Origin of the sequence: Streptomyces sp. MS06 (genome assembly GCF_047200655.1) — a bacterium.
GTDB lineage: Bacteria > Actinomycetota > Actinomycetes > Streptomycetales > Streptomycetaceae > Streptomyces.
This window is the reverse complement of sequence record NZ_JBJZOJ010000072.1, coordinates 12979-38176: the sequence shown is the minus strand read 5'-3', so window position 1 is coordinate 38176 and position 25198 is coordinate 12979. Positions and strand designations below refer to the sequence as shown.

The following is a 25198-nucleotide window of genomic DNA, read 5'->3' as shown; positions in this document are numbered from 1 at the left end:
GACACACCACCCCCACCTACGACCCGCTCACGAGCACCGGACAAACAGTGCCGGTCTACGACAACCCGGGCGCCGACGCGTACGGCGGACGTGACTTGTACGACACAGGTGAGACGAACGGCCACTTCGGCACGTATTCCTTGAACGACCCCACGTACCAAAGCGGTCCCGCCACAGAACCGTTCACCGGGGCGCCCTTCGACGCCCCGGGTCCGGGCGAACCCTGGAACACGCCCTCCGGAGGCCACAGGTGAACGAGGCCCTGCCCGACGTCCCCGAAGTCCGCGTGGTCGGCCTTCCGCAACTGACGTCGGGTTTCGACCTTGTCGAACGACTGGACCTGCCCATGCACCTGAAGGTGCACGGTCCGCTCGACCCGCTGGGCGGCGAGCAGCTCGCCCAGCTCGCCGAGCGGGTCAACCTCAGGGGCCGCGGTGGAGCCGGGTTCCCGTTCCACAAGAAGCTTCGGTCGGTCGCGGAGTCGGCGATCCGGCGCGGTGTGCGCCCGGTCGTCGTCGTCAACGGCAGCGAGGACGAGCCCGCCTGCCGCAAGGACACGGTGCTCGTCAACCGGGCTCCGCACCTCATCCTGGACGGCGCCCTGCTGTGCGCCGAGGCGCTCGGTGCCCGCACGCTCGTGGTGGGGGTCACCCGGGAGTCCACACAGCGCTCCATGGAGGCCGCCCTGTCCGAACGGGGGCTGAGCAACGGCCGCCGGTCGGCGCTGCGCGCACGGGTCCAGCGCAACCCGGTGCGGATGGTCACCGGTGCGGCCGCCTCGCTGATCCGCTCGATCGACGGCGGTCCGGCCGTCCCGCCGGGCCGCAAGATCAGTGCCTCGCAGAGCGGTGTCGGCGGAGCGCCGACGCTGCTGTCCAACGCCGAGACCTTCGCCCAGCTGGCTATCGCGGCCCGCATAGGCCCGGAGCGTTACGGCAACACCGGCCTGTACGACGAGCCGGGCACCGTGATGCTCACGGTCTCCGGAGCGGTCGCGCGCCCGATGGTCCTCGAAGTGCCCACCGGGGTGCCGTTGCGCTACGTGCTGCAGCTGGCCGGCGCCCCGCCGGTGCCGCAGGGGGTGCTGACCGGCGGATACCACGGCAAGTGGATCGACGCGGCGACGGTCGACGAGGCGATCGTCTCCCGCAACTCCCTCGACGCGGTGGGCGGTTCGCTCGGCGCCGGCGCCATCCTGCCGATCAGCCAGGAGACCTGCCCGCTGGGCGAGTCGCTGCGGGTGGCGCAGTGGCTGGCGGAGGAGAGCGCGGGCCAGTGCGGTCCCTGCTACCTGGGGCTGCCGGCCGCCGCGCGCGGCATGGAGGACATCCTGGCCGGGGGCGGCCCGGCAGCCCTGGAGGCGCTGAAGCAGGTCGCCAGGAACGTCAAGCGGCGCGGCGCCTGCTCCCATCCGGACGGCTCGGCCATGTTCCTGGAATCGACCGTCAAGGCGTTCACCGACGACCTGGCCGCGCACGTTCTGGGCAACGGCTGCGGACGGCCGGTGGCCGGAGTGCTGCCGCTCTTCGAGGGCGGCAGGACCCCCACGGGCATCCCGGGCGGTGGAACCGACGAGGAGAGCGGACCGAGCCGTCAGAAGATCTACGTCGACTGGACCCTGTGCCGGGGGCACGGCCTCTGCGCGGACATCCTGCCGGAGGTCTTCCAGCTTGGCGCGGACGGCTTCCCCACGGTCGCGCAGGCGCAGGTGCCGCGGTACGCCGAGGCGAAGGCGGTGCGCGCGGTGCGACGCTGCCCGGCCCTGGCGCTGCGCATCGAGGAGGACACGCGCGCGCAGGGTGAGTCGCGCAACAACCTGCCGGTGCTCTCCCAGGGCCGCGGCCGGCGCGCCCTGGGTCGCTGAACCCGGTAGGCGGGCCGTCCTTCCGGATGACCCGCCTCCTCGTTCGCCGTGCTGTGGACGTTTCACGAGCAACCGCGACCGGTGCTGGAGGTCTGCGGACGGGCGTGCGGTCGGCCCCCCGCACGAGCAGGGCTGGTCCCATGCAGGTGAGTTCGCATTGACCCGCTGGACGGGCTCCTTGGAGTGGAATGCCCGTCCGGTCAGCCGGTGGGGTCTTCGTGGAGAGCCTTGTCCGCGGGTCCCAGAGCAAAGCGGGTGAAGCGGACTTGGAGTCCGGCTCGCTGGGGAGAGCAGCAGAACGGGCCCGCCGTGGCGGTCGCGCCTGGCGGGAGCGGCGCCAGGCGAACCATGCGCCAGGGGGTCTCCTCGGTTCGGGCGCGGATGGTGATCGCGTCGCCCGCGCGGCTGGCCCTGATGGTGACCAGGCGGTTGTCCCAGTCAGGGACCGGGGTCAGGGACCAGTCGGACTGGTTGCGGGTGACGACGGCACCGAGGTGCGGGAGGCCGTCGGTCATCTCCACACCGGCCTTGATCCAGGTGTGCTCGTCGACGCGGACCATGAGGCCTGCCTGGTCGTACAGGGTGTCGAAGCGGGCCAGGAACGTCACTTCCGCTGCGGTACCGGCGGGGAGCGTCGTGAGCAGTGCGTGGCCGTCATCGTGGACGAATCCGTAGCTGGTGGTTCGCCAGAAGTCGGTGTGCTCGCGGGTGGTGACGAGCAGATCCGTACCGTCGACGGCGGTGGTGAGGGGCGGGTTGAGCCAGGTGGCGTCGTTCCAGTCCAGCTCGTGCTGCTGTTCCATGTGTTGTCCTCGCGCCGGGTGGTCAGAAGAGAGCCGTCCACGGCATCGGCCACCGCCCGGACGGCACCTCCGAGACCCGCGGAACCGCTCCCCGGCTCCGGCCTCGGTCCGGGCAAGCCCCGAAAACCCGAAGATCCCGTCCGATCAACCTCATCGGACGGGATCCTGTGAACCGAACCGAGATCACTCGGGAACAGTCCCACTGTGGAGCTAAGGAGAATTGAACTCCTGACCTCCTGCATGCCATGCAGGCGCTCTACCAACTGAGCTATAGCCCCTTGCTGCTCTGAGGCGGCTCCGCGCGGTTCCGGCCGGTTCCGTGTGGCTCCGCCCTACCGGGTCCCCCCGGCGGCGAAGCCAACATTACACGGTCCACCGGGGCCCGCACCAAATCGGTTTCCCGCTGCACCGATATGGGCGTTTCGCCGGACTGAGGGCGGTCGGCTCAGGCCGTGACGAAGGAGTAGAAACGCTTGAGGGTGCAGTGCTCCTCCAGGAGCCGGCCGTAGATCGGCTCGCCCTCCAGTTCGCGGTAGGTCTCGATCGGGTCGCCCTTTATGATCAGCGCCCGCGCGCACTCCTCGCACCAGTACTGGTAGTCCGGGTTGACCGGTTCCATGTCGCGGACGATGGGCGTGCCACCGCCGCACCAGTCGCACTTCCGCCTGTGTGCACCCATCGATCAGCTCCAGCTGTGGCCGCAGGCCGTGCACACGTAAGAGATGCCGCCGTTGTCGCCGAGCATCTGGGCGACATCTGCGGAACCGCAGGAAGGGCAGCTGAGGCGGGTCGCCGTTCTCCGCGACCGGCGTCCTCCGAAGAGGTGACCGCCCCCTTCGAGGATGCTCGCAGGCATCACCACTCCCTCCCGTCGGGCCGCGCCCCCTTCCGGCCGTCTGATTCTGCCACGGCCGGAGCAACACGGTCAGCGACGCCTCGGTACCGGTCCGGACACAGCGCCCGCCGCGACGATCGCGGCGAGCACGAGCGCGCAGGTGAGAAGCGCTTGCGCAGAGGTATACGCCGCTCAGGCCCGGGTGACTCAAGCCGCTCGGGGACGAGCCTGCCGAACATCGCCGAGGTGGGCGACCGGAGGCGATGGACCGCCGAGTCTGAAGCCGAACAAGAAATCCCGCCCCCCAGAGGGGACGGGATTCCTTTCGCACTCTTCGACGACTCCGCGGAGTTCGACGAGTGGAGCTAAGGAGAATTGAACTCCTGACCTCCTGCATGCCATGCAGGCGCTCTACCAACTGAGCTATAGCCCCTTGCCCCACGCGGCCGGGCCGCATGGTGTTCTTTCCCGCTCGGCGGGGCGAACAAGAAGAACTTTAGCCTGCGACCTGCCGGAAAGTGAAATCCGGGTCCCGGGGCCCACCCCGGCGGGCCGTCAGTCGTCGTCGCCGAGCACGGGCTCCGGCAGGGTGCCGGCGTTGTGCTCGAGCAGGCGCCAGCCGCGGGCGCCCTGGCCCAGGACGGACCAGCAGCAGTTGGAGAGGCCGCCCAGGCTCTCCCAGTGCCGGGCCTCCAGACCGATCAGACGGCCGATGGTGGTGCGGATGGTGCCACCGTGGCTGACGACGACGAGCGTCCCGTCGTCGGGCAGCTTCTCCGCGTGCCGCAGCACCACGGGGGCGGCGCGGTCGGCGACCTCGGTCTCCAGTTCGCCGCCTCCGCGGCGCACCGGCTCGCCGCGCTTCCAGGCCGCGTACTCGTCGCCGTGGCGCGCGATGATCTCCTCGTGCGTCAGGCCCTGCCACACTCCCGCGAACGTCTCCCGCAGAGCATCGTCGTGGCCGACGTCCAGACCGGTGAGCGCGGCGAGTTCGGCGGCGGTGCGCACCGCGCGCCGGAGGTCGGAGGCGATGATCGCGTCGGGCCGCAGCGAGGCGAGCAGCCGGGCCGCCCGGCGGGCCTGGGCGACGCCGGCCTCGGTGAGTTCGACGTCCGTACTGCCCTGGAAGCGGCGCTGCACGTTCCACGAGGTCTGGCCGTGCCGCCACAGGATGATGCGGCGGCCGCGACCGGTCCTGCCGGCGGCGGCGCTCACCGCCACTCACCACCCGGCTGCGCCGACTCCTCGGCGGCCTGCAGCTTGGCGTGCTCCTCGGCCTTCCCGCGGGTCGCCTTGGCGTCCTCGGGCAGCTCGATCTCGGGGCAGTCCTTCCACAGCCGCTCCAGGGCGTAGAAGACACGCTCCTCGCTGTGCTGGACGTGGACGACGATGTCGACGTAGTCGAGCAGGACCCAGCGGGCCTCGCGGTCGCCCTCGCGCCGTACCGGCTTGGCGCCGAGCTCCTTCTGGAGCCGCTCCTCGATCTCGTCGACGATCGACTTGACCTGGCGGTCGTTGGGCGCGGAGGCCAGCAGGAAGGCGTCCGTGATCGACAGCACATCGCTGACGTCGTAGGCGATGATGTCGTGCGCGAGCTTGTCGGCGGCGGCCTGGGCGGCGGCGCCGACGAGTTGGAGGGAACGGTCGGTTGCGGTCACTGCATGGCTTTCCGTCGGTGGTCACTTGCCCACCAGGGTCTCACGACCCGCCCCGGTGCCCGCCATGCCGAGAGCGGGATCACCCGGGCCGTCCCCGGCCCGCCCTCCTCCGCGGAGGTCCCGGGCCGCCGGTCGCGGGCGCGCGAGGCCGACGGGCGGGCGTCCGCGGCCGGCGTCAGGTGTCCGGGGACATCGCCGGGTGGGCGTCACCGGTGGGCGTCACCGGGTCGCGGGCCGGTAGTCCCGGCCGAGGACCACCGCGACATCGGCACCGCCCGCCACCTTGCCCTGGGTGACGGCGCCGGCCGGCAGGCCCAGGGTCTTCGCGACCTGGACGGCCTTCTCCTTGCCGGCGGCATCGGCGTAGGTGACCTGGGACTTCGACCGGGTGGAGGCGGTACCTGCCTCCAGGAACGTGAAACCGCCGTTGAGCAGCGCGACGCGGGACCTCTCGGTGGCGTCGCCGTCCCCGCTGGCGTTGCGCACCGAGACCCGCACGGCACCGTCCCGGTCCGGGCTCTTCGCGGTGCCGCCGAGCACGTCCTTGACCACGCTCTCGTCGGCCTTCGCGTTCAGGGTCCCGTCGTCCTGGACGGGCAGCAGGGCGGTGTCGTAGTCGCCGCCCTTGGCCAGGTCGGAGAGCTTGGCGAGAAAGGTGCCGAGGTCCTTGTCGGTCAGCGACGGATCGAGGATCTGCGCCAGCGTCTGCACGGTGAGCGTGGCCGCCTGCGCATCCGACGAGATCTTGCGCAGCATGCCCTGCATGACCTTGCCGAACCGCTCCAGCTGGGCGTTCTGCGACTCCCCGGGGGCCCGGTAGGTGGCGTAGGCGACGGCGGCCTTGCCGCCGAGCGTCTGGCCGGAGCCCTTGCGGACGAGGGGCGGTCCGCCCTTCTTCCCGGCCGCCGGGTCGGGGACGTCGGTGTCGGTGTCGACCTCGATGTTGCCGACCAGGTCGACGAGGTTGCGCAGGTAGGGGGTGTCGAGGCGCCAGGTGCCCTGGATGTCGGTGCCGAGAACGGCGTTGAGAGCCTCGCGGGTGCCGGAGGAACCGTCCGCCGCGACGGACTTCGCCAGGGTCGTGGTGGTGCCGTCGTCACTGGTCAGGGCGAGCGAGTTGGGTAGCAGGACGGTGGTGCCCCGCCGGGTGGTGCTGTTGTCGACGAGGAGCGCGGTGGCGGTGCCGCCGTGGCCGGTGTCGTGCAGGTGGACGACGATCACGTCGCGCTTCTGGGCGCCGGCGGCGGTGGTGCGGCCGGGCTCGGCAGGGGACGCGGACAGTCCCGGCAGTTTCCCGGCGTACCAGAGGTAGCCGACGCCGCCGACGGCGACCAGGGCCAGGACGACGAGGATGGCGACGAGCCGGCTGCGGGCTCGGCGTCGGGCCTCCTCGCGGCGCTCGGTGCGGTTCTCTGTGAACTTCAGCCAGTCGATGACGTCCTCGGAGTCCCCGTCGGGCTCCTCGACGAAGGCGAACTGCCCGGTGTGGTACTCCGGTTCGTCCGGCCGGCCGGCCGCCTCCTCCGCCGCGGCCTCGCCGCCGGGGCCGGGCTGCTGCGGGATGTGGGCGGTCTGCTCGGCGACGCGGGGCTGCGGTACGCCGGCCTGCGGCACGCCGGCCTGCGAGGGGCCGTAAGGGTCGTATCCGGCCGGTGCCTGCGGGGACGTGCCGTACGGGTCGTAGGGGTCGTAGCCGTTCGGCTGCGCTCCGGCGCCGTAGGAGTTGGACTGCTGCGCCCCGGCACCGTAGGAGCCGGGCTGCTGCGTTCCGGTGCTGTAGGAGCCGGACTGCTGCGCTCCGGTGCCGTAGGAGCCGGTAGAGCCCGGGGAGTCGTCGTAGGGGCCGGGAGAGCCCGGGGAGCCGTCGTAGGGGCCGTACGGGCCGGACGCGTCGCGCGGGCCGGAGGGGTTCGGGGAGCCGTACGGCGGCACCGGCTGCTGCGGACCGGTCGGGTACGGATCGTAGCCGTAGCCCTGCTGCGCGTAGGGGTCGTAGGCCTGCTGCTGCCCGGGCCGCGGCGCCGCCGGCGGGAGCTGCCGGTAGACCGGCTGCCCGTACTCGTCGTAGCCGACGAGTTCGTACTGGTCGCCGCCGTGGCCCGCGTCGCCGCCGCCGTAGCGAGCGTCGTGTCGGTCGTTCACCGGTGCCCCTCTCGGCTCATACGCCGCGGTACAGCTCGCGTTTGGCGATGTAGCGCACGACTCCGTCCGGCACCAGATACCAGATGGGGTCGCCCTTGGCGACTCTCGCCCGGCAGTCCGTGGAGGAGATGGCGAGCGCGGGGACCTCGACCAGGGAGACGCCGCCCTCCGGGAGTCCGGGGTCGTCCAGCCGGTGCCCCGGGCGGGTCGCCCCGATGAAGTGCGCGAGGGAGAACAGCTCCGGCGTGTCCCGCCAGGTGAGGATCTGGGCGAGGGCGTCGGCGCCGGTGATGAAGAACAGGTCGGTGTCGGGGTTGAGCACGCGCAGGTCGCGCAGGGTGTCCACGGTGTAGGTGGGGCCACCGCGGTCCAGGTCGATGCGGCTCACCGAGAACTGCGGGTTCTCCGCGGTGGCGATGACCGTCATCAGGTAGCGGTCCTCGGCCGGGGAGACCGTGCGGTGGCTCTTCTGCCAGGGCTCGCCGGTCGGCACGAACACGACCTCGTCCAGGTGGAACTGCGCGGCGACCTCACTGGCCGCCACCAGGTGCCCGTGGTGGATCGGGTCGAAGGTGCCGCCCATGACGCCGAGGCGGCGCTTGCCCGGGCGGGCCGGAACGGGGTCGGGTACCGGGCCGGGCAACCGTCCGGTCGCCGACTCGCCGGTGCCGTTCGCCGGACCGGTAGGCATGTCCTGCTCTCCCATGCGTGCAGACCCTACCGGCCCGGCCCGGGGAAACCGGACGCCAGTTCCCCGGCACCGGCCGGGGCGGGGCGCAGGACCGGCCTCAGCGGTCGCGGTTGAAGCGGGTGGTGATCCACAGCAGGAGCAGCAGGGCGCAGAGTGCGCCGCCGCCGGTGATGAAGGGGCTGAGGCTCTGGTGGTTGCCGCCGTGCTGCTCGCCCTCTGCGGCGAGAGTGATCAACTGGGTTGCGGCACTGTGGAAGCTCATCGTCGGCAGGACCTATCCGGTGTGGGCGGCATGAAGATGTCGGCTCATGGTAAGCGGGGGCCCGGTCGGCGATCACGCCGACTCCGCCGTCGGGGCCGCCGGGGCGTCCCCGGCCGTGCTCGGCCGGGCGGGTTCCGGCCGGTGCGGAGCCGCGGGAACCTTCCCGGCGGCTCAGTCGTCCTTCCGGCTGTAGCCCCTCAGCAGGAACCACCCGGCCAGGGCGCAGCCGACCACCATCACGACCAGCACGACCCGGAGGAGAATCCCTCCGCCCTGGTGCTGTGCGGCACTGGCCGCCTCGGTGAGCCAGACGGCTGCGGGGGTGTGCTCCATGGCGCGGGACTCCTTCGCTGTAGTGCCCGTCCACGGTAACGCCGCCTAGGCTGGACCCTGCTTCGGGGGCGGCCAGGGACCCTGCCGCGGGTCGGCGGGGTCCGCAGGGACTGCAGACGCATGGGGGAGACGACATGTCCGACGACGGCCACCGGCAGGACGGGCACGAGCACGCGCCGAGCAGGCGGCGCAGGCGGTTCCCCGGGGTCTCCTCGCGCGCCTACGAGCATCCGGCCGACCGCTCCGCCCTGGTTGCGCTGCGCAAGCTGAGCGGGTTCGACACGGTCCTCAAGGCGCTGAGCGGGCTGCTGCCGGAGCGCAGCCTGCGACTGCTGTTCCTGTCCGACTCGGTCCGGGTCTCCGAACGGCAGTTCGCGCACCTGCACGTGATGCTGCGGGACGCCTGCTACATCCTGGACCTGGAGAAGGTCCCCCCGATGTACGTCGCCCAGGATCCCCGGCCGAACGCGATGTGCATCGGCCTGGACGAGCCGATCATCGTCGTCACCACCGGACTGGTGGAACTGCTGGACGAGGAGGAGATGCGGGCGGTCGTCGGCCACGAGGTGGGCCACGCCCTGTCCGGGCACGCGGTGTACCGGACGCTCCTGCTCTTCCTGACCAGCCTGGCCGTGCGGGTGGCGTGGATCCCGCTGGGGAACCTGGCCGTCATGGCGATCGTCACCGGGCTGCGGGAGTGGTTCCGCAAGTCGGAGCTGTCGGCCGACCGGGCGGGCCTGCTGGTGGGGCAGGACCTGCGCGCCTCCATGCGCGGTCTGATGAAGATCGCCGGCGGGAACCACCTGCACGAGATGAACGTGGACGCGTTCCTGGAGCAGGCCGAGGAGTACGAGTCGGGCGGTGACCTGCGGGACTCGGTGCTGAAGATCCTCAATGTGCTGCCCCGCTCACACCCGTTCACCACCGTGCGGGCGGCGGAGCTGAAGAGGTGGGCCGAGTCCCGCGACCACCAGCGGATCATGGACGGCCACTACCCGCGGCGCGACGAGGACCAGGACACCTCGGTCTCGGACTCGTTCCGCCAGTCGGCGGCGCACTACGCCGACCAGGTGAAGACCTCCAAGGACCCGCTGATGAAGCTGGTCACCGATCTCGCGGGCGGGGCAGGCGACCTCGGCGGCCGGGTGCGGCGCGGCTTCAGCGGCTTCGCCGGCACGGGCGGGTCGTCGTCCGGCGGATCCGGTTCCGGTTCCGGGTCTGGTTCCGGGTCTGGTTCCGGGTCTGGTTCCGGGTCCGGTTCCGGGTCTGGGGACCGGCCGGGGGCGGACCGGCGGCCGAAGGACGGGGGGCCGAAGGACGGCCCGTCGAAGGACGGGGGGCCGAAGGACGGAGACTGACCCTCGGTCGGGGCGGACAAGCACCGGCGGGGGCGAAGACCCGGTCCCGGGCCGACGGCCGGTGCGGGGCTGTGGAGCGGCCCGCTCCCCCCAGGCTCACACCTTCGGCTGCGCACTCGCCGCCAGAGAGCCGCAGACGGCCGTCGCGCCGCCGGTGGCGTAGGGGTCCGTGCCCGCCGGTGCGCCGCGCCGGGCGGCCTGCCCGGCGAGCAGCGGGTGCAGGTGGTCGGCGGAGTCCGTGGAGCAGGACAGCGGCCCGGCCTGGACGTCGGAGGCGACCAGCTGGGTCTGGTGCAGGCGCAGGTCCTCGCTGTCGAAGCGGAAGTGCAGCTCGCGGCGGACGGTGAACAGCGAGACCCGCGCGCCGGCGGTGGACCCGGCGGGGCGCAGGGCGTAGACGAAGGTGTGGTCGGCGGTCACCTCGAGGGTCCCGGAGTCCACCTCGGCGGCGCGCAGCGTGCCCTGGACGCGGATACTGCGGTCGGCGAGTTCGGATTGGGCGGGATCGAAGCGGACCAGCCATCCGGTGGGCGCGTGCCGTCCGTCGGCCGCCGGGTGGCGGAAGCTCTCGTCGAACTGGTCGAGCTGGTCGGAGTCGAGCAGGACGCGGACCGGGCGGACCTGGCTGCCGGTGAGCACCTCCGGGTAGAGCGAGGAGTGCACGATGTACTCCTTCGCGATGGTCAGCGCCGCCACCACCTGGCTCTCGGCGAAGTGCTCGGTGCGCCGCACGGCCGGCAGCGGGACGCCCTCGGCGCCGATGCGGAAGCCGGCGGCGGGGCTGTGCGCGTACAGGTCCTCGGCATCGGCCCCGCCGGGCACCTTGCCCTCGGGGGCGAGCGGGACGACGCTCATGCGGAGCGGCTGCACGGTGGGACGGAGGCCTGCGGTGCTCTGATAGGGGTGCCGTACCCCCATGTAGATGGCGGTGCCGAAGGCGACGGCGATCAGCAGGACCAGGGCGAGCGCCTGCCGGGAGAGGCCGCGTCCCAGCGAGGGGCGGCGGCGCACGGCGGGGGCGTGCTCGACCATGCGCTCCTGCGCGGAGTACTCCTGCAGGCGGGCAGCGCGGACGAACGACTCGTCGAAGACGACGGATCGGTACTCGTCCTCCGCACCACCGGGGGCGCCTTCGGGTGTCCCCTCAGGTGGCTCTCCAGGCCCGCCCATACATTCAGGGTAGGTCGCCGAGCGGTCCGGTAAACGCCCCGGCGCACGACAAGTTCTGACATGTTCTCACCCACGGGCGGGGGTGCCGACCGGGCGGGTCCGGCGGTCCGCTCAGGGCGTGGGCGGGCCCGCCGGGACGGGCGGCCCGGTCCGGTCGACGGGGTCCGAGGACGGCACGGGTACGGCGCCTCCCTGCCCGGGGCTGGTGGAGGCGGGCGGCGGCGACTGGTCGCGTTCGCCGGAGGACGACGCGCCCCGGTAGACCGCGCTGAAGGCCAGCGCCACCATGCCGACGCCCATGACCAGGGCGAGCAGCCAGGCGACCGGGCGGTGCCAGCGCGCCGGTCCGGCGTAGCCGCCGAGGGCGCCGTGACCGAAACCGGCGTCGTCCGGGTCGTCGTAGCCGACTTCGGGGCCGACGAGGTGGTCGTCGGTGCGATATCCGCCGTAGCGTCTGCCGCGGGCCCGGCGGGCCTCGGCCTCGGACGCCTCCGCTCTCGCCTGCGCGGCGGCCAGGAGGCGTTCGACGGCGGTCGGCTCGTGGACCGTGGCCGCCTGCACGAAGGCCTCGTCGAAGACCACGGAGGCGAACTCTTCGTCCGACACCCCGCGGTCGTGGTCGTCGTCGGGCTCCCAGCCGTCCGGGAACGGCGTGCCCCCCACGTCCTCCGGCACATGTCCAGAGTAGACCTGGGGGGTCATTTTGGGCAGACGGTACGGAAATTAGTCCGGCTTCCGAGACGCCTTCCGAGACGCCTTCCGAGACGCCTTCCGCCCCCGCCGCGAGGGTGGCCCGTGCCCGGCGCATATGCCGGACCGGTGCGGGCTCAGCGCCGCACGTGCCCGTCGCCGGTGACGATGTACTTGGTGCTGGTCAGCTCCGGCAGGCCCATCGGCCCGCGGGCGTGCAGTTTCTGGGTGGAGATGCCGATCTCGGCGCCGAAGCCGAACTGCCCGCCGTCGGTGAAGCGGGTGGAGGCGTTGACCGCGACCGTGGTCGAGTCGACCAGCCGGGTGAACCGGCGGGCGGCCTGCTGCGAGGTGGTGACGATGGCCTCGGTGTGGCCGGAGGTCCACAGCCGGATGTGCTCGACCGCCTTGTCGAGGGAGTCGACCACCGCCGCCGCGATGTCGTACGACAGGTACTCGGTCTCCCAGTCCTCCGGGGTGGCCTCCACCACGGTCGCCGGGGAGCCCTCGGCGTACGCCAGCACCCGCTCGTCCGCGTGCACGGTGACACCGGCGCCGGCGAGGGCCTCCAGGGCGCGGGGCAGGAACGCGGCCGCGATGTCCTGGTGCACCAGCAGGGTCTCCGCGGCGTTGCACACGCCGACCCGCTGCGCCTTGGAGTTGATCAGGATGTCGACGGCCATGTCGAGGTCGGCCTGCGCGTCGACGTAGACGTGGCAGTTGCCGGTGCCGGTCTCGATGACCGGGACGGTGGACTCCTGGACCACGGTGTTGATCAGGGAGGCGCCGCCGCGCGGGATCAGCACGTCGACCAGGCCGCGGGCCCGCATCAGCTCACGCACGCTGTCCCGGCTCTCCCCCGGCACCAGCTGGACGGCGTCGGCGGGCAGCCCCGCCCCGCCGACGGCGTCGCGCACCACCCGCACCAGCGCCGTGTTCGAGGCGTACGCCGAGGACGAGCCGCGCAGCAGGACCGCGTTGCCGGACTTCAGGCACAGGGCGGCTGCGTCCACCGTGACGTTGGGGCGGCCCTCGTAGATGATGCCGACGACGCCGAGCGGCACGCGGACCTGCCGCAGATCGATGCCGTTGGGCAGGGTGGAGCCGCGCACCACCTCGCCGACCGGGTCGGGCAGGCCGGCCACGTCCCGCACGTCGGAGGCGATGGCGCGGACCCGCTCCGGGGTCAGGGTGAGCCGGTCGATCATGCCGTCGCTCATGCCGTTCTCCCGGGCCTTGGCCAGGTCCAGGGCGTTGGCCTCGACGATCTCGCTCGCGCGGACCTCCAGGGCGTCCGCGACGGCGAGCAGCGCATCGTCCTTCTCGGCCCGCGGCAGCGGGGCGAGGCCGGCCGCGGCGGCCTTGGCGCGGTAGGCGGCCCGGGTGACCGGGGACATCGAGTCGTAAGGCGAGAGCGTGGTCATGCTGGAAGAGTAGTGCGCCGCGAGTGGCGGTCCGGCAGTCGTCCCACCCGCCGAGACGCTTCGCGGGGCGTTGCCGGGACAGATCAGAAGGGGTGGACGCCGACCCGGGCGGCGGGCGGTGGACCGTATCCCTCGGCGACGCGCTGGTGGTAGGTCTCCCGGTCGATGACCTCCAGCCCGACGATCTCCCAGGGCGGCAGCCCGGCGGTGCGGCGGTGCTCCCCCCACAGCCGCAGCGCGACCGCCGCGGCGTCGTGCAGGTCGCGGGCCTCCTCCCAGTACCGGATCTCCGCATGGTCGTCGGCGTATCTGCTGGTGAGCAGGAACGGGTGGTCGTGGGCGAGCTGCTCCAGCCCGCGCCGCACCTCGGTGAGCGCGACCCGGCGCCCCGAGGCGCTGAGGGTGACGTGCCACAGGCGCGGCTGGTCCGCGGGCTCCTCGTGCCGGTCACCGGCGCGGACGCTGGTCAGGGTCCGCTCCTCGCCGCCGGTGCGGGAACCCCGTGCGCCGCCGCCGGTCGTGCCCCGGGCGCCTCCGCTCCCTCCGCCGCGGGACTCCGCCGCCCCGGGGCGCACTCGTCTCACGACGGCCACGACGGCCTCCTTCGCGCGTGCTTGTGCGGATTGTGTCCCCGCACCACAGTTGAGCAGGCCGGACGGCTCCGCGGGGCGGTTTTGCGGAACGTCGCCCGGGAGGAGCCGCGGGCCGAACCCGTTCACGGGTGCAATTCGACCCCGTTTACGGGTGCAGGAGGACCAGGTCGTCCCTGTGTACGACCTCGCGCTCGTAAGCGGGGCCGAGGTCGCGGGCCAGCTCGCGGGTCGAACGGCCGATCAGCCGGGGGATCTCCCTGGCGTCGAAGTTGACGAGTCCGCGTGCCACGGCGCGGCCCTCGGCGTCCCGCAGCTCCACGGGATCGCCGGCGGTGAACTCGCCCTCCACGGCGGCGATCCCGGCCGGCAGCAGCGACTTGCGGCGCTCCACCACCGCACGGACCGCGCCGTCGTCCAGGGTGAGCGAGCCCTGCGGGGTGGAGGCGTGCTGCAACCACAGCAGGCGGTCGGCGGAGCGCTTGCCGGTGGGGTGGAAGAAGGTGCCGGTGTTCTGACCGCCGAGGGCGTCGGCGGCGTGCACGGCGCTGGTCAGCACGACCGGGATGCCGGCGGCCGCGGCGATGCGCGCGGCCTCGACCTTGGTGGCCATGCCGCCGGTGCCGACGCCCGCCCGGCCGGCGCTGCCGATCTCCACGCCGGCGAGATCGGCGGGCCCGCGCACCTCGGCGATCCGGGACGTGCCCGGCCTGCTCGGGTCGCCGTCGTACACGCCGTCCACGTCGGACAGCAGGACCAGCAGGTCGGCGCGGACCAGGTGGGCGACGAGGGCGGCCAGCCGGTCGTTGTCGCCGAAGCGGATCTCGTCGGTGGCGACGGTGTCGTTCTCGTTGACGACCGGCAGCGCGCCCATCGCCAGGAGCTTGTCCAGGGTCCGCGAGGCGTTCCGGTGGTGTGCCCGGCGGCTCATGTCGTCGCTGGTCAGCAGTACCTGCCCGACCCGGACGCGGTAGCGGGCGAGGGAGGCGGTGTAGCGGGCGACGAGCAGCCCCTGCCCGACGCTGGCCGCGGCCTGCTGCCGGGCGAGGTCCTCGGGCCGGCGGCGCAGGCCGAGCGGGGCGAGCCCGGCGGCGATCGCACCGGAGGAGACCAGCACGATCTCCTTCTCGCCCCCGCTCCGGGTCTTGGCGAGGACGTCGACGAGGGCGTCGACGCGGTCGGCGTCGAGTCCGCCGGCCGCGGTGGTCAGGGAGGAGGAGCCCACCTTGACGACGATGCGGTGGGCCTCGGCGACCTGCCGCCTGATCGCCGTGTCGTCCTGGCTTGCGGCTGTCACCTGCGGTCCTTCCCCTTCACCTGTCACTGGGGCGATCGCCCTGGCGGAAATCTACGCGAAGGGCGGGGCGGAGTGCGCTCCGGTTTCGGAGGGCGGACCGGGCGGCGGGAGCCGGGCGCACCGCCGGAGGACGCACCGGACGGGGAACCGGTCGGCCCTCCGAGAAGCCGCCGGCGCTTCGGAGGCCCGCACGGGTGACGGCCGACCGGGACCCGTGGCTCACCCCCCGCAGCAAGGCCGGGGAGGCCTTCCAGGTCCCGGGCCGTCCGGAAACGGCCCGCCGTGGGCCCGCTCTGGGCCCGCTCTGGGCCGGCTCCGGACGGGATCCGCCCCGCCGTGGACGGGATCCGCCCCGCCGTCGACGGGATCCGCCCCGCCGTCGACGAGGTCTCCGCCCCGCACCGCCCTGGGACGGGGTCCGGCCCTCCCCGGGCGAACGCGGCCCGTCCAGGGCCCGGGTCCTCGGCCGCACGGCATCGGCGCCGGCGCCGCACCCGGGTTCCACCCACCGTGACGTCCGACACAGGCGTCCGACACAGGCAGCAGACGGGTCGACCGTCGACCGGGAGTGCACCGAGGGAGAAGCGGCTGCGACGCCTGCACCGACACCCGCACCGCTGCCGGCTCCGATGCGTCGCTGGCGGCGGGCCGCGGCGGCCGGTGCTCCGCGGCCCCTCGCACGGCCGACGGCTCAGGGGTGGCGGTACCGCCACCCCTGCCAAGCCGACTCGATCATGTCGTCCAGGTCGTGGCGGGCCGACCAGCCGAGTTCCTCGCGGATCCGGTCGGCGGCGGCCACGACCCGCGCCGGGTCGCCCGGCCTGCGGTCCGTCACCACCGGGGCGGCCTCGGAGCGGCCGGTGACCTTGAGGATGCGGTCCACCATCTCGCGTACCGAACTTCCCTCTCCGCGACCGACGTTGAGGGTGAGGGCGGTCCCCTCCGGGGCCTCCTCCAGTCGCACGGCGGCGGCGAGGTGCGCGGAGGCGATGTCCCGCACGTGGATGTAGTCGCGGATGCAGGTGCCGTCCGGGGTGGCGTAGTCGTCGCCGAAGATCCGCGGCGCCTCGCCGGCCTCCAGGCGCTCGAAGACCATGGGCACGAGGTTGAACACACCGGTGTCGGCCAGTTCGGGCGCGGCCGCGCCGGCGACGTTGAAGTAGCGCAGCGAGGCGGCCCGCAGCCCGTGGGCCCGGGCGGCGGCCGCGATCAGCCACTCACCGATCAGCTTGGTCTCGCCGTACGGGCTCATCGGCGCGCACGGCGTCTCCTCGGTGACCAGGTGCACGTCCGGCATGCCGTAGACCGCGGCGGAGGAGGAGAAGACGAGCCGGTCGACAGCGTGCTCCCGCATGGCCTCCAGCAGCGTCTGCAGGCCGGTGACGTTCTCCCGGTAGTAGTGGAGCGGCAGCTCCACCGACTCGCCCACCTGCTTCTTCGCCGCGATGTGCACCACACCCGTCACGGCGTGGTCCCGCATGGCCCCGCCGAGCCGGTCGGCGTCGAGGACGCTGCCGACGACCAGGGGCACGCCTTCCGGCACCCGGTCGGCGCTGCCCGTCGAGAGGTCGTCGTAGACGACGACGTCCTGGCCGCCCTCCCTCAGTGCGCGCACCACATGTGCACCGATGTATCCGGCTCCGCCCGTGACCAGCCAGCTCATTCTCACGCCTTTCGTTCATGGGTCATGAGAGGAGATTCGCCTCTGGACACAGGAAAATCGAATCGGGCATTCAGCGTCAAATTGAATAAAAGCCCCAATAGGGCGTGGCCGGGAGTTCCGCGGTCCTTGCGCGCCCGTCGCCGGCGGCGCTCCTGAACACCGAGTTTCCGGCGCCGGTGGCCGCCGGACCCCACCACCTCGCTCACGGAAACATCACGTGAATCCTTTACGCTGAGACTGCGGCACACCGGCGCCGCCGACGGGTGTCCCGCCCGTCTCCCCCGTCGTCAGCCGTCGGAACAGGTTGCAAGGATGCCCAGGCTCTCTCTCATCGTCCCTGCCTACAAGGTTCAGGGCTACCTCTCCGAATGCCTCGACTCCGTTCTCGCCCAGGAATACACGGACTTCGAGATCGTCGCGGTAGACGACTGCTCCCCCGACGGTTCCGGAGCCATCCTCGACGACTACGCGCGGCGCGACGCCCGGGTCCGGGTGATCCATCTCTCCGAGAACGTCGGCCTCGGTCCGGCCCGGAACGCGGGGCTGGAGCAGGCCCGCGGCGACTACGTGCTCTTCCTCGACAGCGACGACACCCTGTCCGAGGGAGCCCTGAAGTCGATCGCCGAGCGCCTCGCCGCGACCGGCGACCCGGAGATCCTCGTGTTCGACTACGCCCGCTCCTACTGGGACGGACGCATCGCCCGCAACTACCGGGCCGAACTGCTGAAGGAGGACGGCCCGGACGCGTTCCGGCTGGCGGACCGGCCGGAACTGCTCGACCTGCTGCAGGTCGTCTGGAACAAGGCCTACCGCCGGGACTTCGTCGAGCGCCTCGGACTCACCTTCCCCCCGGGGTACTACGAGGACGCGCCGTGGACGTACTGCTCCCTGGTCGCCGCCGAGAGCATCGCCCTGCTCGACCGGGTGTGCCTGCTCTACCGGCAGCGCAGGGAGGGCGGCAACATCCTCAAGACCGTCAGCCGCAAGCACTTCGACATCTTCGACCAGTACCGCCGGGTCTTCGACTTCCTCGACTCCCACCCGGAACTCGACGAGTGGCGCAAGCCGCTGTTCGGCAAGATGGTGGGCCACTACCTGACCGTGCTGGAACGCTCCGACCGGCTGCCCGGCAGCGCCCGCGCGGAGTTCTTCCACCGCGCCTCCGCCGACTACCGCGAGCGGTTGCCGGCCGGTTTCGAGCAGCCGCCCGGCAACCGCGGCCACAAGTACTCCCTGCTGGAGCGGGACCAGTACACGACGTGGGCCGGCGCGATGACCGCGGTCAAGCTCCGCCTGAAGATCAAACGGCGCACCCGCAGAGCCCTCAACCTCTCCAGGCGCGGCGCGATGGGCGCCCTCTACCGGTCCCAGCTGCGCCTGCCGCTGGACGAGAACCTCGCGGTGTTCTCCGCCTACTGGGGCCGCGGGGTCTCCTGCAACCCGGCGGCCATCGACGCCGAACTGGCCCGCCTCGCACCGCAGATGCGCCGCGTGTGGGCGGTCCGCGCGGACGCCGTGGACCAGGTGCCGGCGGGCGTCGACTTCGTCCGGGTCGGCTCACGCGAGTACTGGTCGGCCATGGCCCGCGCCAAGTACCTCGTCAACAACGTCAACTTCGCCGACGTCGTGGTCAAGCGCCCGGGGCAGATCCATGTGCAGACCCATCACGGCACGCCGCTGAAGACGATGGGCCTGGACCAGCAGAAGTACCCGGCGTCCACCGACATGGACTTCGACAAGCTCCTGCGGCGCTGCGACCGCTGGGACTACAGCATCAGCGCCAACCGCTTCTCCACCACCGTGTGGGAGCGGGTGTACCCGTGCTCGTACACCAGCCTGGAGACCGGCTACCCGCGCAACGACGTCCTGGTGAACGGCACCGCGGCCGACGTGCGCCGGGCGCGCGGGACGCTGGGGCTGGCCGACGGCACCCGTGCGTTCCTGTACATGCCCACCCACCGCGAGTACCAGCCGGACTTCCGGCCGAACCTCGACCTCGCCCGGCTGGCCGAGACGCTCGGGCCGGACGTGACACTGCTGGTGCGCGGCCACTACTTCTACGGCTCCTCCCCGCGGCTGGACGACCTGCGGCGCAGCGGCCGCATCGTCGACGTCTCGCGCCACCACCCGGTCGAGGACCTCTACCTGGCCGCCGACGCACTGATCACGGACTACTCCTCCGCGATGTTCGACTACGCCGTGCTGAACCGGCCGATCGTCATCCACGCGCCGGACTGGGACATCTACTCCGCGGTCCGCGGCACCTACTTCGACCTGATGGAGGACGCCCCGGGCATGGTGGCCACCACCCAGGCCGAGCTGACCAAGCTGCTGCAGTCCGGCGACTTCGACAGCGCCGAGGCGACCGAGCGCCGCAGCGCGTTCCGCAAGCGCTTCTGTGATTTCGACGACGGGCACGCAGCCGAACGGGTGGTTCGGCGCGTCTTCCTCGGTGAGCGTCCCGAAGACCTGCCTCCGGTCGTGCCATTGGAGGAACGGACGCCCGCACCGCCCCCCGGGCCGGCCCACCGGGCCACACCCGACCAGACCACCACCCCTTGAACAGAGGTAGCCGCTGCAGTGTCCCAGCAACACGACAGTACGCCTGACATCAGCGTCGTCGTCATCGTCTACAACGACGCCGGACGTCTTCCGACGGCAGTGCAGTCGGTCCTCGACCAGACGCTCCACAACGTCGAGGTCATCGTCGCCGACGACCACTCCACAGACGACTCCTTCGCGGTCGCGCAGCGGCTGGCCGCCGACTCGGACCGGGTCCGCGCGATCCGGCTGCCGGAGAACAGCGGCGGCTGCGGCGAGCCGCGCAACCAGGGCGTCGCCGTGGCCCGCGGCCGCTACGTGATGTTCCTGGACAGTGACGACACGCTGGAGCCCAACGCCTGCCGCAACATGCTGGAGGCGGCCGAGCGCACCGGCGCGGACCTGGTGTCCGGTCTGTGCGTCCGCGTGCACGTCGACAGCCGTACCGGCAAGACCCAGAAGTGGTACCAGTGGCTCTACCGGGAGACCCGCACCTTCGACTCGGTGGCGGAGATCCCCGACCTGATGGTCTTCGACACCCTGTCGACCAACAAGTGCTACCGCCGCGAGTTCCTGCTCGAGAACGACCTCGTCTTCCCGCGCGGTATCCACTACGAGGACCTGCTGTTCTCCGCGCAGGCCTACCTGGCCGCCTCGAGGATCACCCTGATCCCGAACACGGTCTACCACTGGCACGTGGTGGAGAAGGCGCAGGAGAAGTCGATCAGCAACCGGCGCAACGAGATCCGCAACTTCGCCGACCGGCTCGAGATCCACCGCCGGATCGACGGCATCCTCGCCGCCGAGGGCCACGACGCGCTCAAGCTGCACAAGGACCGCAAGTTCCTCAAGCACGACCTGGTCCTGTACCTGCGCGACCTGCCCTTCCTCGACGACGACTACCGGCACCGCTTCGCCGAGATGGCCCGCGGCTACATCCAGGACTTCCCGGAAGAGGCCTACGCGGAGCTCACCCCGATCCACCGGCTGTGCGCCTACCTCCTCCTGCACGAGGACTGGGATCACCTGATGCCGGCGATCGACACCCTCACCAACAAGAACAAGGTCTCCAGCCCCCTGGTGGAGAAGGACGGCCGCGTCTACTGGTGCGCGCAGCACCTCGACGACCCGCTGGGCCGGACGGTCCTCGACGTCACCGACCTCGGGTACCACGACAAGCCGGTGCACGCACTCGCCCTGCGCAACGCGGTGACCCGGTACGCCGAGGACCCGTCCGGCATGATCCTCGCGGGCGCCGTGGTCAACCCCCTCGGGGCGATCCCGCCGAAGGCCCGGCTGACGGCGGAGCTGGAGTTCCAGGCCCGGCGCAAGAGCCTGCAGTCGTTCCGCTTCCCCGTACGGCAGATCCGCCACGAGGGAGAGAGCATCACCTGGGAGACCGTCGTCCCGCTGGCGCAGCGGCTGCGTCCGGTCGGCATCATCGACGACGTGTGGGACGTCCGCATGCACCTCACGGCGGACGGCGAGACCACCACCAGCAAGCTCACCGTCGGCCGGACCGACCTGGAGGGCGCCGGGGAGATCCGCATCCGCCCCCGCCTGGGCCGGGTGATGGCCGACCGTATCCGGCCGCACTCCTCCGTCAACGGCCATCTCGCGTTCCGGCTCGTCCAGCACGGGCGGCTCGCCCAGCGCACCTCCGCGCTCGTGCAGAGCAACATGCACGGTGCGCCGGCCCAGGCCGCGAAGAAGGTGGTGCGCAAGGCGGCCGCGGTCCGCAAGGACCTCAACTCCGGCCCGCGCAAGGTCGACGCGTACCACCGGATGATCCGGCTGCTGCCGGTCCGCAAGGGCACCGTGGTGTTCGAGAGCCACCTCGGCAAGCAGTACAGCGACAGCCCCCGCGCCGTCTACGAGGAACTGCGGCGCCGGAACGCCCCGGTCAAGGCGATCTGGTCGTACGCCGGAGACAAGCCGACCGGGTTCCCGAAGGACGTCGAGCTGGTGCGCCGCTGGTCGTGGCAGTACTTCCGGGCGCTGGCGCAGGCCGAGTTCTGGATCGACAACCAGGGCTTCCCGCTGAAGCTGAGGAAGCGCCCGGAAACCACCTACATCCAGACCTGGCACGGCTCCGCGCTCAAGCGGATGGGCTTCGACGCCCCCCAGGGCCGGATAATGACGGAGCACGAACGGCGCGAGTACCAGGCGGCGATCGACCGCTTCGACCACTTCGTGGTCCGCGGCGAGCACGACGAGCGGACCCTCGCCCGGGCCTTCCGGATCCCGGAGGAGAAGCTGCTGCGCGTGGGCTACCCGCGCAACGACGCCCTGGTGCAGGCACGGGAGTCCCACTCGCGCCCTGCGGCGGCCGAGGAGCTGGCCCAGCGGCTCGGCCTGCGCCGGGACCTGCCGGTGGTGCTCTACGCCCCGACGTTCCGCTCGCAGGACAACGGGTCGGTACGCAAGTTCGAGTTCCCCTTCGACATCGAGGACTTCGCGGACCGCTTCGGCGACCGGTTCACCCTGCTGATCCGCACCCACTACCTCAACAGCGTCACGCTCCCGCCCTCCGTGGCCCGCCGCGTCGTCAACGTGAGCGCCGAACCGGACATCACCCCGGTGATGCTGCTGTCCGACGTACTGGTCACCGACTACTCCTCGGTGATGTTCGACTACTCTCTGCTCCAGCGGCCGATGGTCTTCTACACCTACGACTGGGACGACTACGTGGAGAGCAGCCGGGGCACCTACTTCGACCTGTCGGAACAGGCGCCCGGCCCCGTCGCGAAGACGACCGAGGCCCTCTTCGAGGTACTGTCCGACCTCGATGTCCTCGCATCCGACCACGCGGGGCGGCTCAAGGAGTTCATGACGCAGTACGGCGAGTACGACCGCGGCGACGCGGCCGCGCGTATCGTCGACCGCTTCTTCGGCCCCCTGGGAGAGGCCCGATGACACAGCGCGACATCATCTTCGTTGCCAACGAGGTCAACGAACTCGGTGGCGTGGCCCGCTGGCAGACCTTCATGGCACGGCTCTTCGCCGAGCGCGGCCACCGGGTCACCATCGTCGGCATCGCCCCGACCGAGACCCCGCTGGACCTGGGGGAGAACCCGCCGTTCGAGACGTTGACCCTGTACGACGAGCGTCCGCCCGGCCGCTGGCGGGCCCGCACCATGGCCGACCGCGTCAACCTGGCCGCCCGGCGCAGGGAGAGCGGCCGCGAGGCGGGCATGCGCGAGGCCGCGGAGCGGCTGTCCCGCGTCTTCCGGGCGGCCCGCCCCGGCGCCATGATCATCGTGACGCAGGTGTGGGCGATGGAGTGGGTGGCCGTCGCCGACACCGCGGGCCACCGCGTCATCGGCATGAGCCACGAGGCCTACGAGACCTCCCGGACCTCCTCGCGCTTCCAGCGCGTCCAGCAGTACTACAAGGACGTCGACCGGCTCCTCGTACTGACCCAGGAGGACGCCGACCTGTGGAAGGTGCGGGGGCTGAACAACATCGGCTTCCTGCCGAACCCGATCCCGCTGACCGCCAACACCCCCTCCCCGCGCACCGAGAAGGTCGTCACGAGTATCGGTCGCCTGGGCTACGAGAAGGGCGTCGACCTGCTCCTCGACACCTGGGCCGAAGTGGTGCCCCGGCACCCCGGCTGGCGTCTGCGCATCTACGGTTCCGGCCCCGACGAAGCCAGGCTGAAGCAGCAGTGCACGGAGTCGGGGCTCGACGGGTCCGTGGAGTGGGCCGGTCAGACCGCCGACGTCATGGGTGCGTTGCACGGGGCGTCCGTCTTCGTCCAGTCCTCGCGCGGTGAGGGCTTCCCGCTGGCGCTGCTGGAGGCGATGTCCTGCGCGGTGCCGTGCGTCGCCTTCGACTGCGCCCCGGGCGTGCGCGAGATCGTGCGGCACGAGGAGGACGGTTTCCTGGCCCGGCCGGGCAGCATCTCCGAACTGGGCCGCTACCTGGGCCAGTTGATGGAGGACGCGGAGCTGCGCGATCGGATGGGCGACACGGCCCGGGACAATGTCCAGCGGTTCTCCCCGGAGACCATCACGGATCGCTGGGAGGAACTGTTCGCGTTCCTGGAGCGCTGAGCGGCCCCTCTGAGGGCGCTTGAGGCGTCATCCGACATGAGGGCCGGCCCCCGCGGGGACCCTGTTGGTTTATTCGGCCCCGGCTTGTGCCCCGTCGAGCGTCAGCTCGGCGGGGCACAGTGCTGCGAAGTGGCTGGTGCGGGTACGGGCTCGTGGTGTGCCGGTGAGGTGGGCGTCGATCCGGGCGAAGTTGATCGCGGCCCCGGTGAACTGGTGCTGGAGGCTGGTCTTCGTCAGACCCCGGTAGCGGGATCTGCGCAGGCCGCAGCGCCCAACTGCTTGGGAGATGGTGCCCTCGACGCCGGCCCGGATCTTGTAGCGCTCTTTCCAGGCGTCGGTCTGCTGCTCGGCGCGGATACTGCGGATGGCATCGTGCTCGGTCTGCTGTTGCCGCAGCATGAGTTCCCGGCGGCGGCCGGTGGCTGAGCTGACGCAGGCCCGCAGGTGGGGGCAGGGGCCGCAGCGGCTGGCGGGGAACCTGACGCGGATGACGGGCAGGCCCTTGGAATCGTTGCGGGGATACCAGTCCGTTGCGGTGACCCCGCCGGGACAGGTCACCTGTCGGTTGTCCCAGTCGACGGTGAACGCATCCAGTGTGAAAGCACCCTTGGCCTGGGACGAGGTGTTCTTGACCAGCGGCCCGTGCAGCTCGACACCATGGCGGTCGCGGGCGGCGAGGACATGGGCGGCAGTGGGATACCCGGCATCCACCCAGTGCTCGGCGGGCAGGCAGTTGCGGGCCGCGAGGGAGGAGTGGATCTCCTCGTTCATCGCGCTGTCCGCGACAGTCGCCACTGTGGTGGCCACGTTGGTGATCAGGTTCGGAACGTCCGTCTCGCCGCAGGTCTCGGTGAGATGGACCTTGTATCCGTCCCACATGGTGTCTCGTTTGACGCCGACACGGGCGTCGGGGTCATAGGGGTTGACCAGGCGCGTCGCGCCCGGCGGCCGGTCTTTTTTGGGCCCCGCCGCGTCACCTCGCCGTCCACCCGGTGGAAATGCTGGACCCAGACCTGACGCAGAACCTCGACCTCATCCAGCGAGCGGAGTGCCGCGGGGGCGCCGGCACCGAAGACGGCTTCCAGCAGGTGTGTCCCGTCCCGGCCGATCCGCAGCCCCACCTCGTCCCGCTTCGCGCGGGCCTTGGGGAACCGGGAGTCCTCGGCCCGGGTGGCGTAATGGCGGAACCAGTCCGGCTCCGCGATCTCGGACAACCATTCCGGAGCGGCTTGAGCGAGCGCGTTCAACGCCGCCCGCAGTGTCTCGGCCATCTGCTCCAGCCAGCACAGATCACGGGCCGCCGAGAGCACATGCGTGGCGTCCGTGCGGGCCCGGCCCGCGCTCTTGAGCAACCCCTTCTCCCGGGCGGCGGCCAGCACAGCATCCAGCACCCGCCGCCCACCGTCCGCCCCGGCCAACCGGTCCCTGAACTCCGACAACACCGAGAAGTCGAAGCCGGGATCGTCGAGCTGGAGCCCGAGCGCGTACTTGAAGTCGATCCGTGCCCGCACCGCCTCTGCGGCCTGGCGGTCGGTCAGCCCTTCCACGAACTGGAGCACCGACACCAGCGCCAGCCCGGCGGGTGACCAGGCGGCTCGGCCTCGTGAGGCGAACAGGTCCGCGAAGTCCTCGTCGCGGAACATCGGCCCCAGCTCGTCCCGGACCCGGATCGCCAGGCTCCCCTTCGGGAAAGCGGCCCGGGCCACCCGCACCGTCTCCGCCGGAATCTCTCCCGGGCCCTTCGGCTGCATCGACATCGACACCCACCCCACACAACAACGTCGGTCCCCATGACCACAACCGGGTCATGGGAACCGAC

19 protein-coding genes, 2 tRNA genes and 2 pseudogenes are annotated in these 25198 nt (G+C 71.6%); 6 read left to right on the top strand and 17 right to left on the bottom strand.

Annotated features, from left to right (window positions below; all coding sequences use genetic code 11):
* Both ACL02U_RS28715 and ACL02U_RS28710 read left to right on the top strand, forming a co-directional pair.
* A pseudogene (locus ACL02U_RS28715) lies at positions 1-254 on the top strand (cytochrome b/b6 domain-containing protein); the annotation flags it as partial.
* Positions 251-1864 (top strand): NADH-ubiquinone oxidoreductase-F iron-sulfur binding region domain-containing protein, encoded by a 1614-nt coding sequence (locus ACL02U_RS28710; RefSeq protein WP_412793891.1) that lies wholly within the window; start codon positions 251-253, stop codon positions 1862-1864. The pseudogene ACL02U_RS28715 and the gene ACL02U_RS28710, both read left to right, overlap by 4 nt.
* Before the next feature lie 200 nt (positions 1865-2064).
* Here the strand turns inward: ACL02U_RS28710 and ACL02U_RS28705 are convergent, their stop codons facing one another.
* The 10 genes from ACL02U_RS28705 to ACL02U_RS28660 all read right to left on the bottom strand — a co-directional run bounded on the left by ACL02U_RS28705 (position 2065) and on the right by ACL02U_RS28660 (position 8588).
* Positions 2065-2667 carry a DUF1349 domain-containing protein gene (locus ACL02U_RS28705; RefSeq protein ID WP_412793890.1) on the bottom strand — a complete coding sequence of 201 codons (603 nt, stop codon included), beginning with the start codon at positions 2665-2667 and terminating at the stop codon, positions 2065-2067.
* A 205-nt stretch (positions 2668-2872) separates the two neighbouring features.
* Positions 2873-2945, bottom strand: a tRNA-Ala gene (locus ACL02U_RS28700).
* A 167-nt stretch (positions 2946-3112) separates the two neighbouring features.
* A complete protein-coding gene (locus tag ACL02U_RS28695; protein ID WP_030779348.1) occupies positions 3113-3346 on the bottom strand; it encodes a hypothetical protein in 234 nt (77 codons plus the stop codon).
* A 516-nt stretch (positions 3347-3862) separates the two neighbouring features.
* A tRNA-Ala gene (locus ACL02U_RS28690) sits at positions 3863-3935 on the bottom strand.
* 122 nt (positions 3936-4057) lie between these two features.
* Positions 4058-4717: a histidine phosphatase family protein gene (locus ACL02U_RS28685; protein WP_412793889.1), complete on the bottom strand. Its 660-nt coding sequence runs from the start codon at positions 4715-4717 to the stop codon at positions 4058-4060.
* Positions 4714-5160 carry a ribosome silencing factor gene (rsfS, locus tag ACL02U_RS28680; RefSeq protein WP_412793888.1) on the bottom strand — a complete coding sequence of 149 codons (447 nt, stop codon included), beginning with the start codon at positions 5158-5160 and terminating at the stop codon, positions 4714-4716. The genes ACL02U_RS28685 and rsfS overlap by 4 nt, the downstream gene beginning before the upstream one ends.
* Positions 5161-5379: 219 nt before the next feature.
* Positions 5380-7302, bottom strand: coding sequence for a LytR C-terminal domain-containing protein (locus tag ACL02U_RS28675; protein WP_412793887.1), 1923 nt, complete (start codon positions 7300-7302; stop codon positions 5380-5382).
* Between the two features lie 16 nt (positions 7303-7318).
* Complete coding sequence (nadD, locus tag ACL02U_RS28670) at positions 7319-8008, bottom strand: nicotinate-nucleotide adenylyltransferase (RefSeq protein ID WP_412793886.1); 690 nt, start codon at positions 8006-8008, stop codon at positions 7319-7321.
* A gap of 82 nt (positions 8009-8090) precedes the next feature.
* Positions 8091-8255, bottom strand: coding sequence for a hypothetical protein (locus ACL02U_RS28665; RefSeq protein WP_412793885.1), 165 nt, complete (start codon positions 8253-8255; stop codon positions 8091-8093).
* A gap of 171 nt (positions 8256-8426) precedes the next feature.
* Entirely contained in the window at positions 8427-8588 is a 162-nt protein-coding gene (locus ACL02U_RS28660; protein WP_412793884.1) for a hypothetical protein, read from the bottom strand.
* 134 nt (positions 8589-8722) lie between these two features.
* On the opposite strand from ACL02U_RS28660, the gene ACL02U_RS28655 reads away from it, so the two are divergent.
* A complete protein-coding gene (locus tag ACL02U_RS28655; protein ID WP_412793883.1) occupies positions 8723-9946 on the top strand; it encodes a M48 family metallopeptidase in 1224 nt (407 codons plus the stop codon).
* Positions 9947-10042: 96 nt separating this feature from the next.
* Here ACL02U_RS28655 and ACL02U_RS28650 read toward each other — a convergent pair whose 3' ends face one another.
* The 6 genes from ACL02U_RS28650 to galE all read right to left on the bottom strand — a co-directional run bounded on the left by ACL02U_RS28650 (position 10043) and on the right by galE (position 16780).
* Entirely contained in the window at positions 10043-11116 is a 1074-nt protein-coding gene (locus ACL02U_RS28650; RefSeq protein WP_412793882.1) for a hypothetical protein, read from the bottom strand.
* A 111-nt stretch (positions 11117-11227) separates the two neighbouring features.
* Positions 11228-11818 (bottom strand): hypothetical protein, encoded by a 591-nt coding sequence (locus ACL02U_RS28645; RefSeq protein ID WP_412793881.1) that lies wholly within the window; start codon positions 11816-11818, stop codon positions 11228-11230.
* Positions 11819-11943: 125 nt separating this feature from the next.
* The gene (locus ACL02U_RS28640) at positions 11944-13230 is read right to left on the bottom strand and encodes a glutamate-5-semialdehyde dehydrogenase (RefSeq protein ID WP_412793880.1); all 1287 of its coding nucleotides are present in this window, start codon (positions 13228-13230) and stop codon (positions 11944-11946) included.
* Positions 13231-13313: 83 nt separating this feature from the next.
* Positions 13314-13814 carry a hypothetical protein gene (locus tag ACL02U_RS28635; RefSeq protein ID WP_412793892.1) on the bottom strand — a complete coding sequence of 167 codons (501 nt, stop codon included), beginning with the start codon at positions 13812-13814 and terminating at the stop codon, positions 13314-13316.
* Between the two features lie 154 nt (positions 13815-13968).
* Positions 13969-15117 (bottom strand): glutamate 5-kinase, encoded by a 1149-nt coding sequence (gene proB / locus ACL02U_RS28630; RefSeq protein WP_412793879.1) that lies wholly within the window; start codon positions 15115-15117, stop codon positions 13969-13971.
* A gap of 691 nt (positions 15118-15808) precedes the next feature.
* A complete protein-coding gene (gene galE / locus ACL02U_RS28625) occupies positions 15809-16780 on the bottom strand; it encodes a UDP-glucose 4-epimerase GalE (protein ID WP_412793878.1) in 972 nt (323 codons plus the stop codon).
* Between the two features lie 312 nt (positions 16781-17092).
* Here galE and ACL02U_RS28620 point away from each other — a divergent pair, with 312 nt between their 5' ends.
* The 3 genes from ACL02U_RS28620 to ACL02U_RS28610 are packed head-to-tail and all read left to right on the top strand — an operon-like array spanning position 17093 to position 23379.
* Positions 17093-19342, top strand: a complete 2250-nt coding sequence (locus tag ACL02U_RS28620) for a CDP-glycerol glycerophosphotransferase family protein (protein WP_412793877.1) — start codon at positions 17093-17095, stop codon at positions 19340-19342.
* Between the two features lie 18 nt (positions 19343-19360).
* Positions 19361-22237 carry a CDP-glycerol glycerophosphotransferase family protein gene (locus ACL02U_RS28615; RefSeq protein ID WP_412793876.1) on the top strand — a complete coding sequence of 959 codons (2877 nt, stop codon included), beginning with the start codon at positions 19361-19363 and terminating at the stop codon, positions 22235-22237.
* Positions 22234-23379 carry a glycosyltransferase family 4 protein gene (locus tag ACL02U_RS28610; protein WP_412793875.1) on the top strand — a complete coding sequence of 382 codons (1146 nt, stop codon included), beginning with the start codon at positions 22234-22236 and terminating at the stop codon, positions 23377-23379. The genes ACL02U_RS28615 and ACL02U_RS28610 overlap by 4 nt, the downstream gene beginning before the upstream one ends.
* A gap of 69 nt (positions 23380-23448) precedes the next feature.
* On the opposite strand, the pseudogene ACL02U_RS28605 reads toward ACL02U_RS28610, so the two are convergent.
* Positions 23449-25136 (bottom strand): annotated as a pseudogene (locus ACL02U_RS28605) (IS1182 family transposase).
* Positions 25137-25198 lie beyond the last annotated feature (62 nt).

Bases quoted from the DNA above. Each gene is read 5' to 3' on its own strand.
- ACL02U_RS28620 (WP_412793877.1), top strand. From the start codon at position 17,093: ATGCCCAGGCTCTCTCTCATCGTCCCTGCCTACAAGGTTCAGGGCTAC.
- ACL02U_RS28705 (WP_412793890.1), bottom strand. From the start codon at position 2,667: ATGGAACAGCAGCACGAGCTGGACTGGAACGACGCCACCTGGCTCAAC.
- ACL02U_RS28655 (WP_412793883.1), top strand. From the start codon at position 8,723: ATGTCCGACGACGGCCACCGGCAGGACGGGCACGAGCACGCGCCGAGC.
- ACL02U_RS28650 (WP_412793882.1), bottom strand. From the start codon at position 11,116: ATGGGCGGGCCTGGAGAGCCACCTGAGGGGACACCCGAAGGCGCCCCC.
- ACL02U_RS28610 (WP_412793875.1), top strand. From the start codon at position 22,234: ATGACACAGCGCGACATCATCTTCGTTGCCAACGAGGTCAACGAACTC.
- ACL02U_RS28640 (WP_412793880.1), bottom strand. From the start codon at position 13,230: ATGACCACGCTCTCGCCTTACGACTCGATGTCCCCGGTCACCCGGGCC.
- ACL02U_RS28645 (WP_412793881.1), bottom strand. From the start codon at position 11,818: ATGACCCCCCAGGTCTACTCTGGACATGTGCCGGAGGACGTGGGGGGC.
- ACL02U_RS28665 (WP_412793885.1), bottom strand. From the start codon at position 8,255: ATGAGCTTCCACAGTGCCGCAACCCAGTTGATCACTCTCGCCGCAGAG.
- ACL02U_RS28695 (WP_030779348.1), bottom strand. From the start codon at position 3,346: ATGGGTGCACACAGGCGGAAGTGCGACTGGTGCGGCGGTGGCACGCCC.
- ACL02U_RS28660 (WP_412793884.1), bottom strand. From the start codon at position 8,588: ATGGAGCACACCCCCGCAGCCGTCTGGCTCACCGAGGCGGCCAGTGCC.
- galE (WP_412793878.1), bottom strand. From the start codon at position 16,780: ATGAGCTGGCTGGTCACGGGCGGAGCCGGATACATCGGTGCACATGTG.
- nadD (WP_412793886.1), bottom strand. From the start codon at position 8,008: ATGGGAGAGCAGGACATGCCTACCGGTCCGGCGAACGGCACCGGCGAG.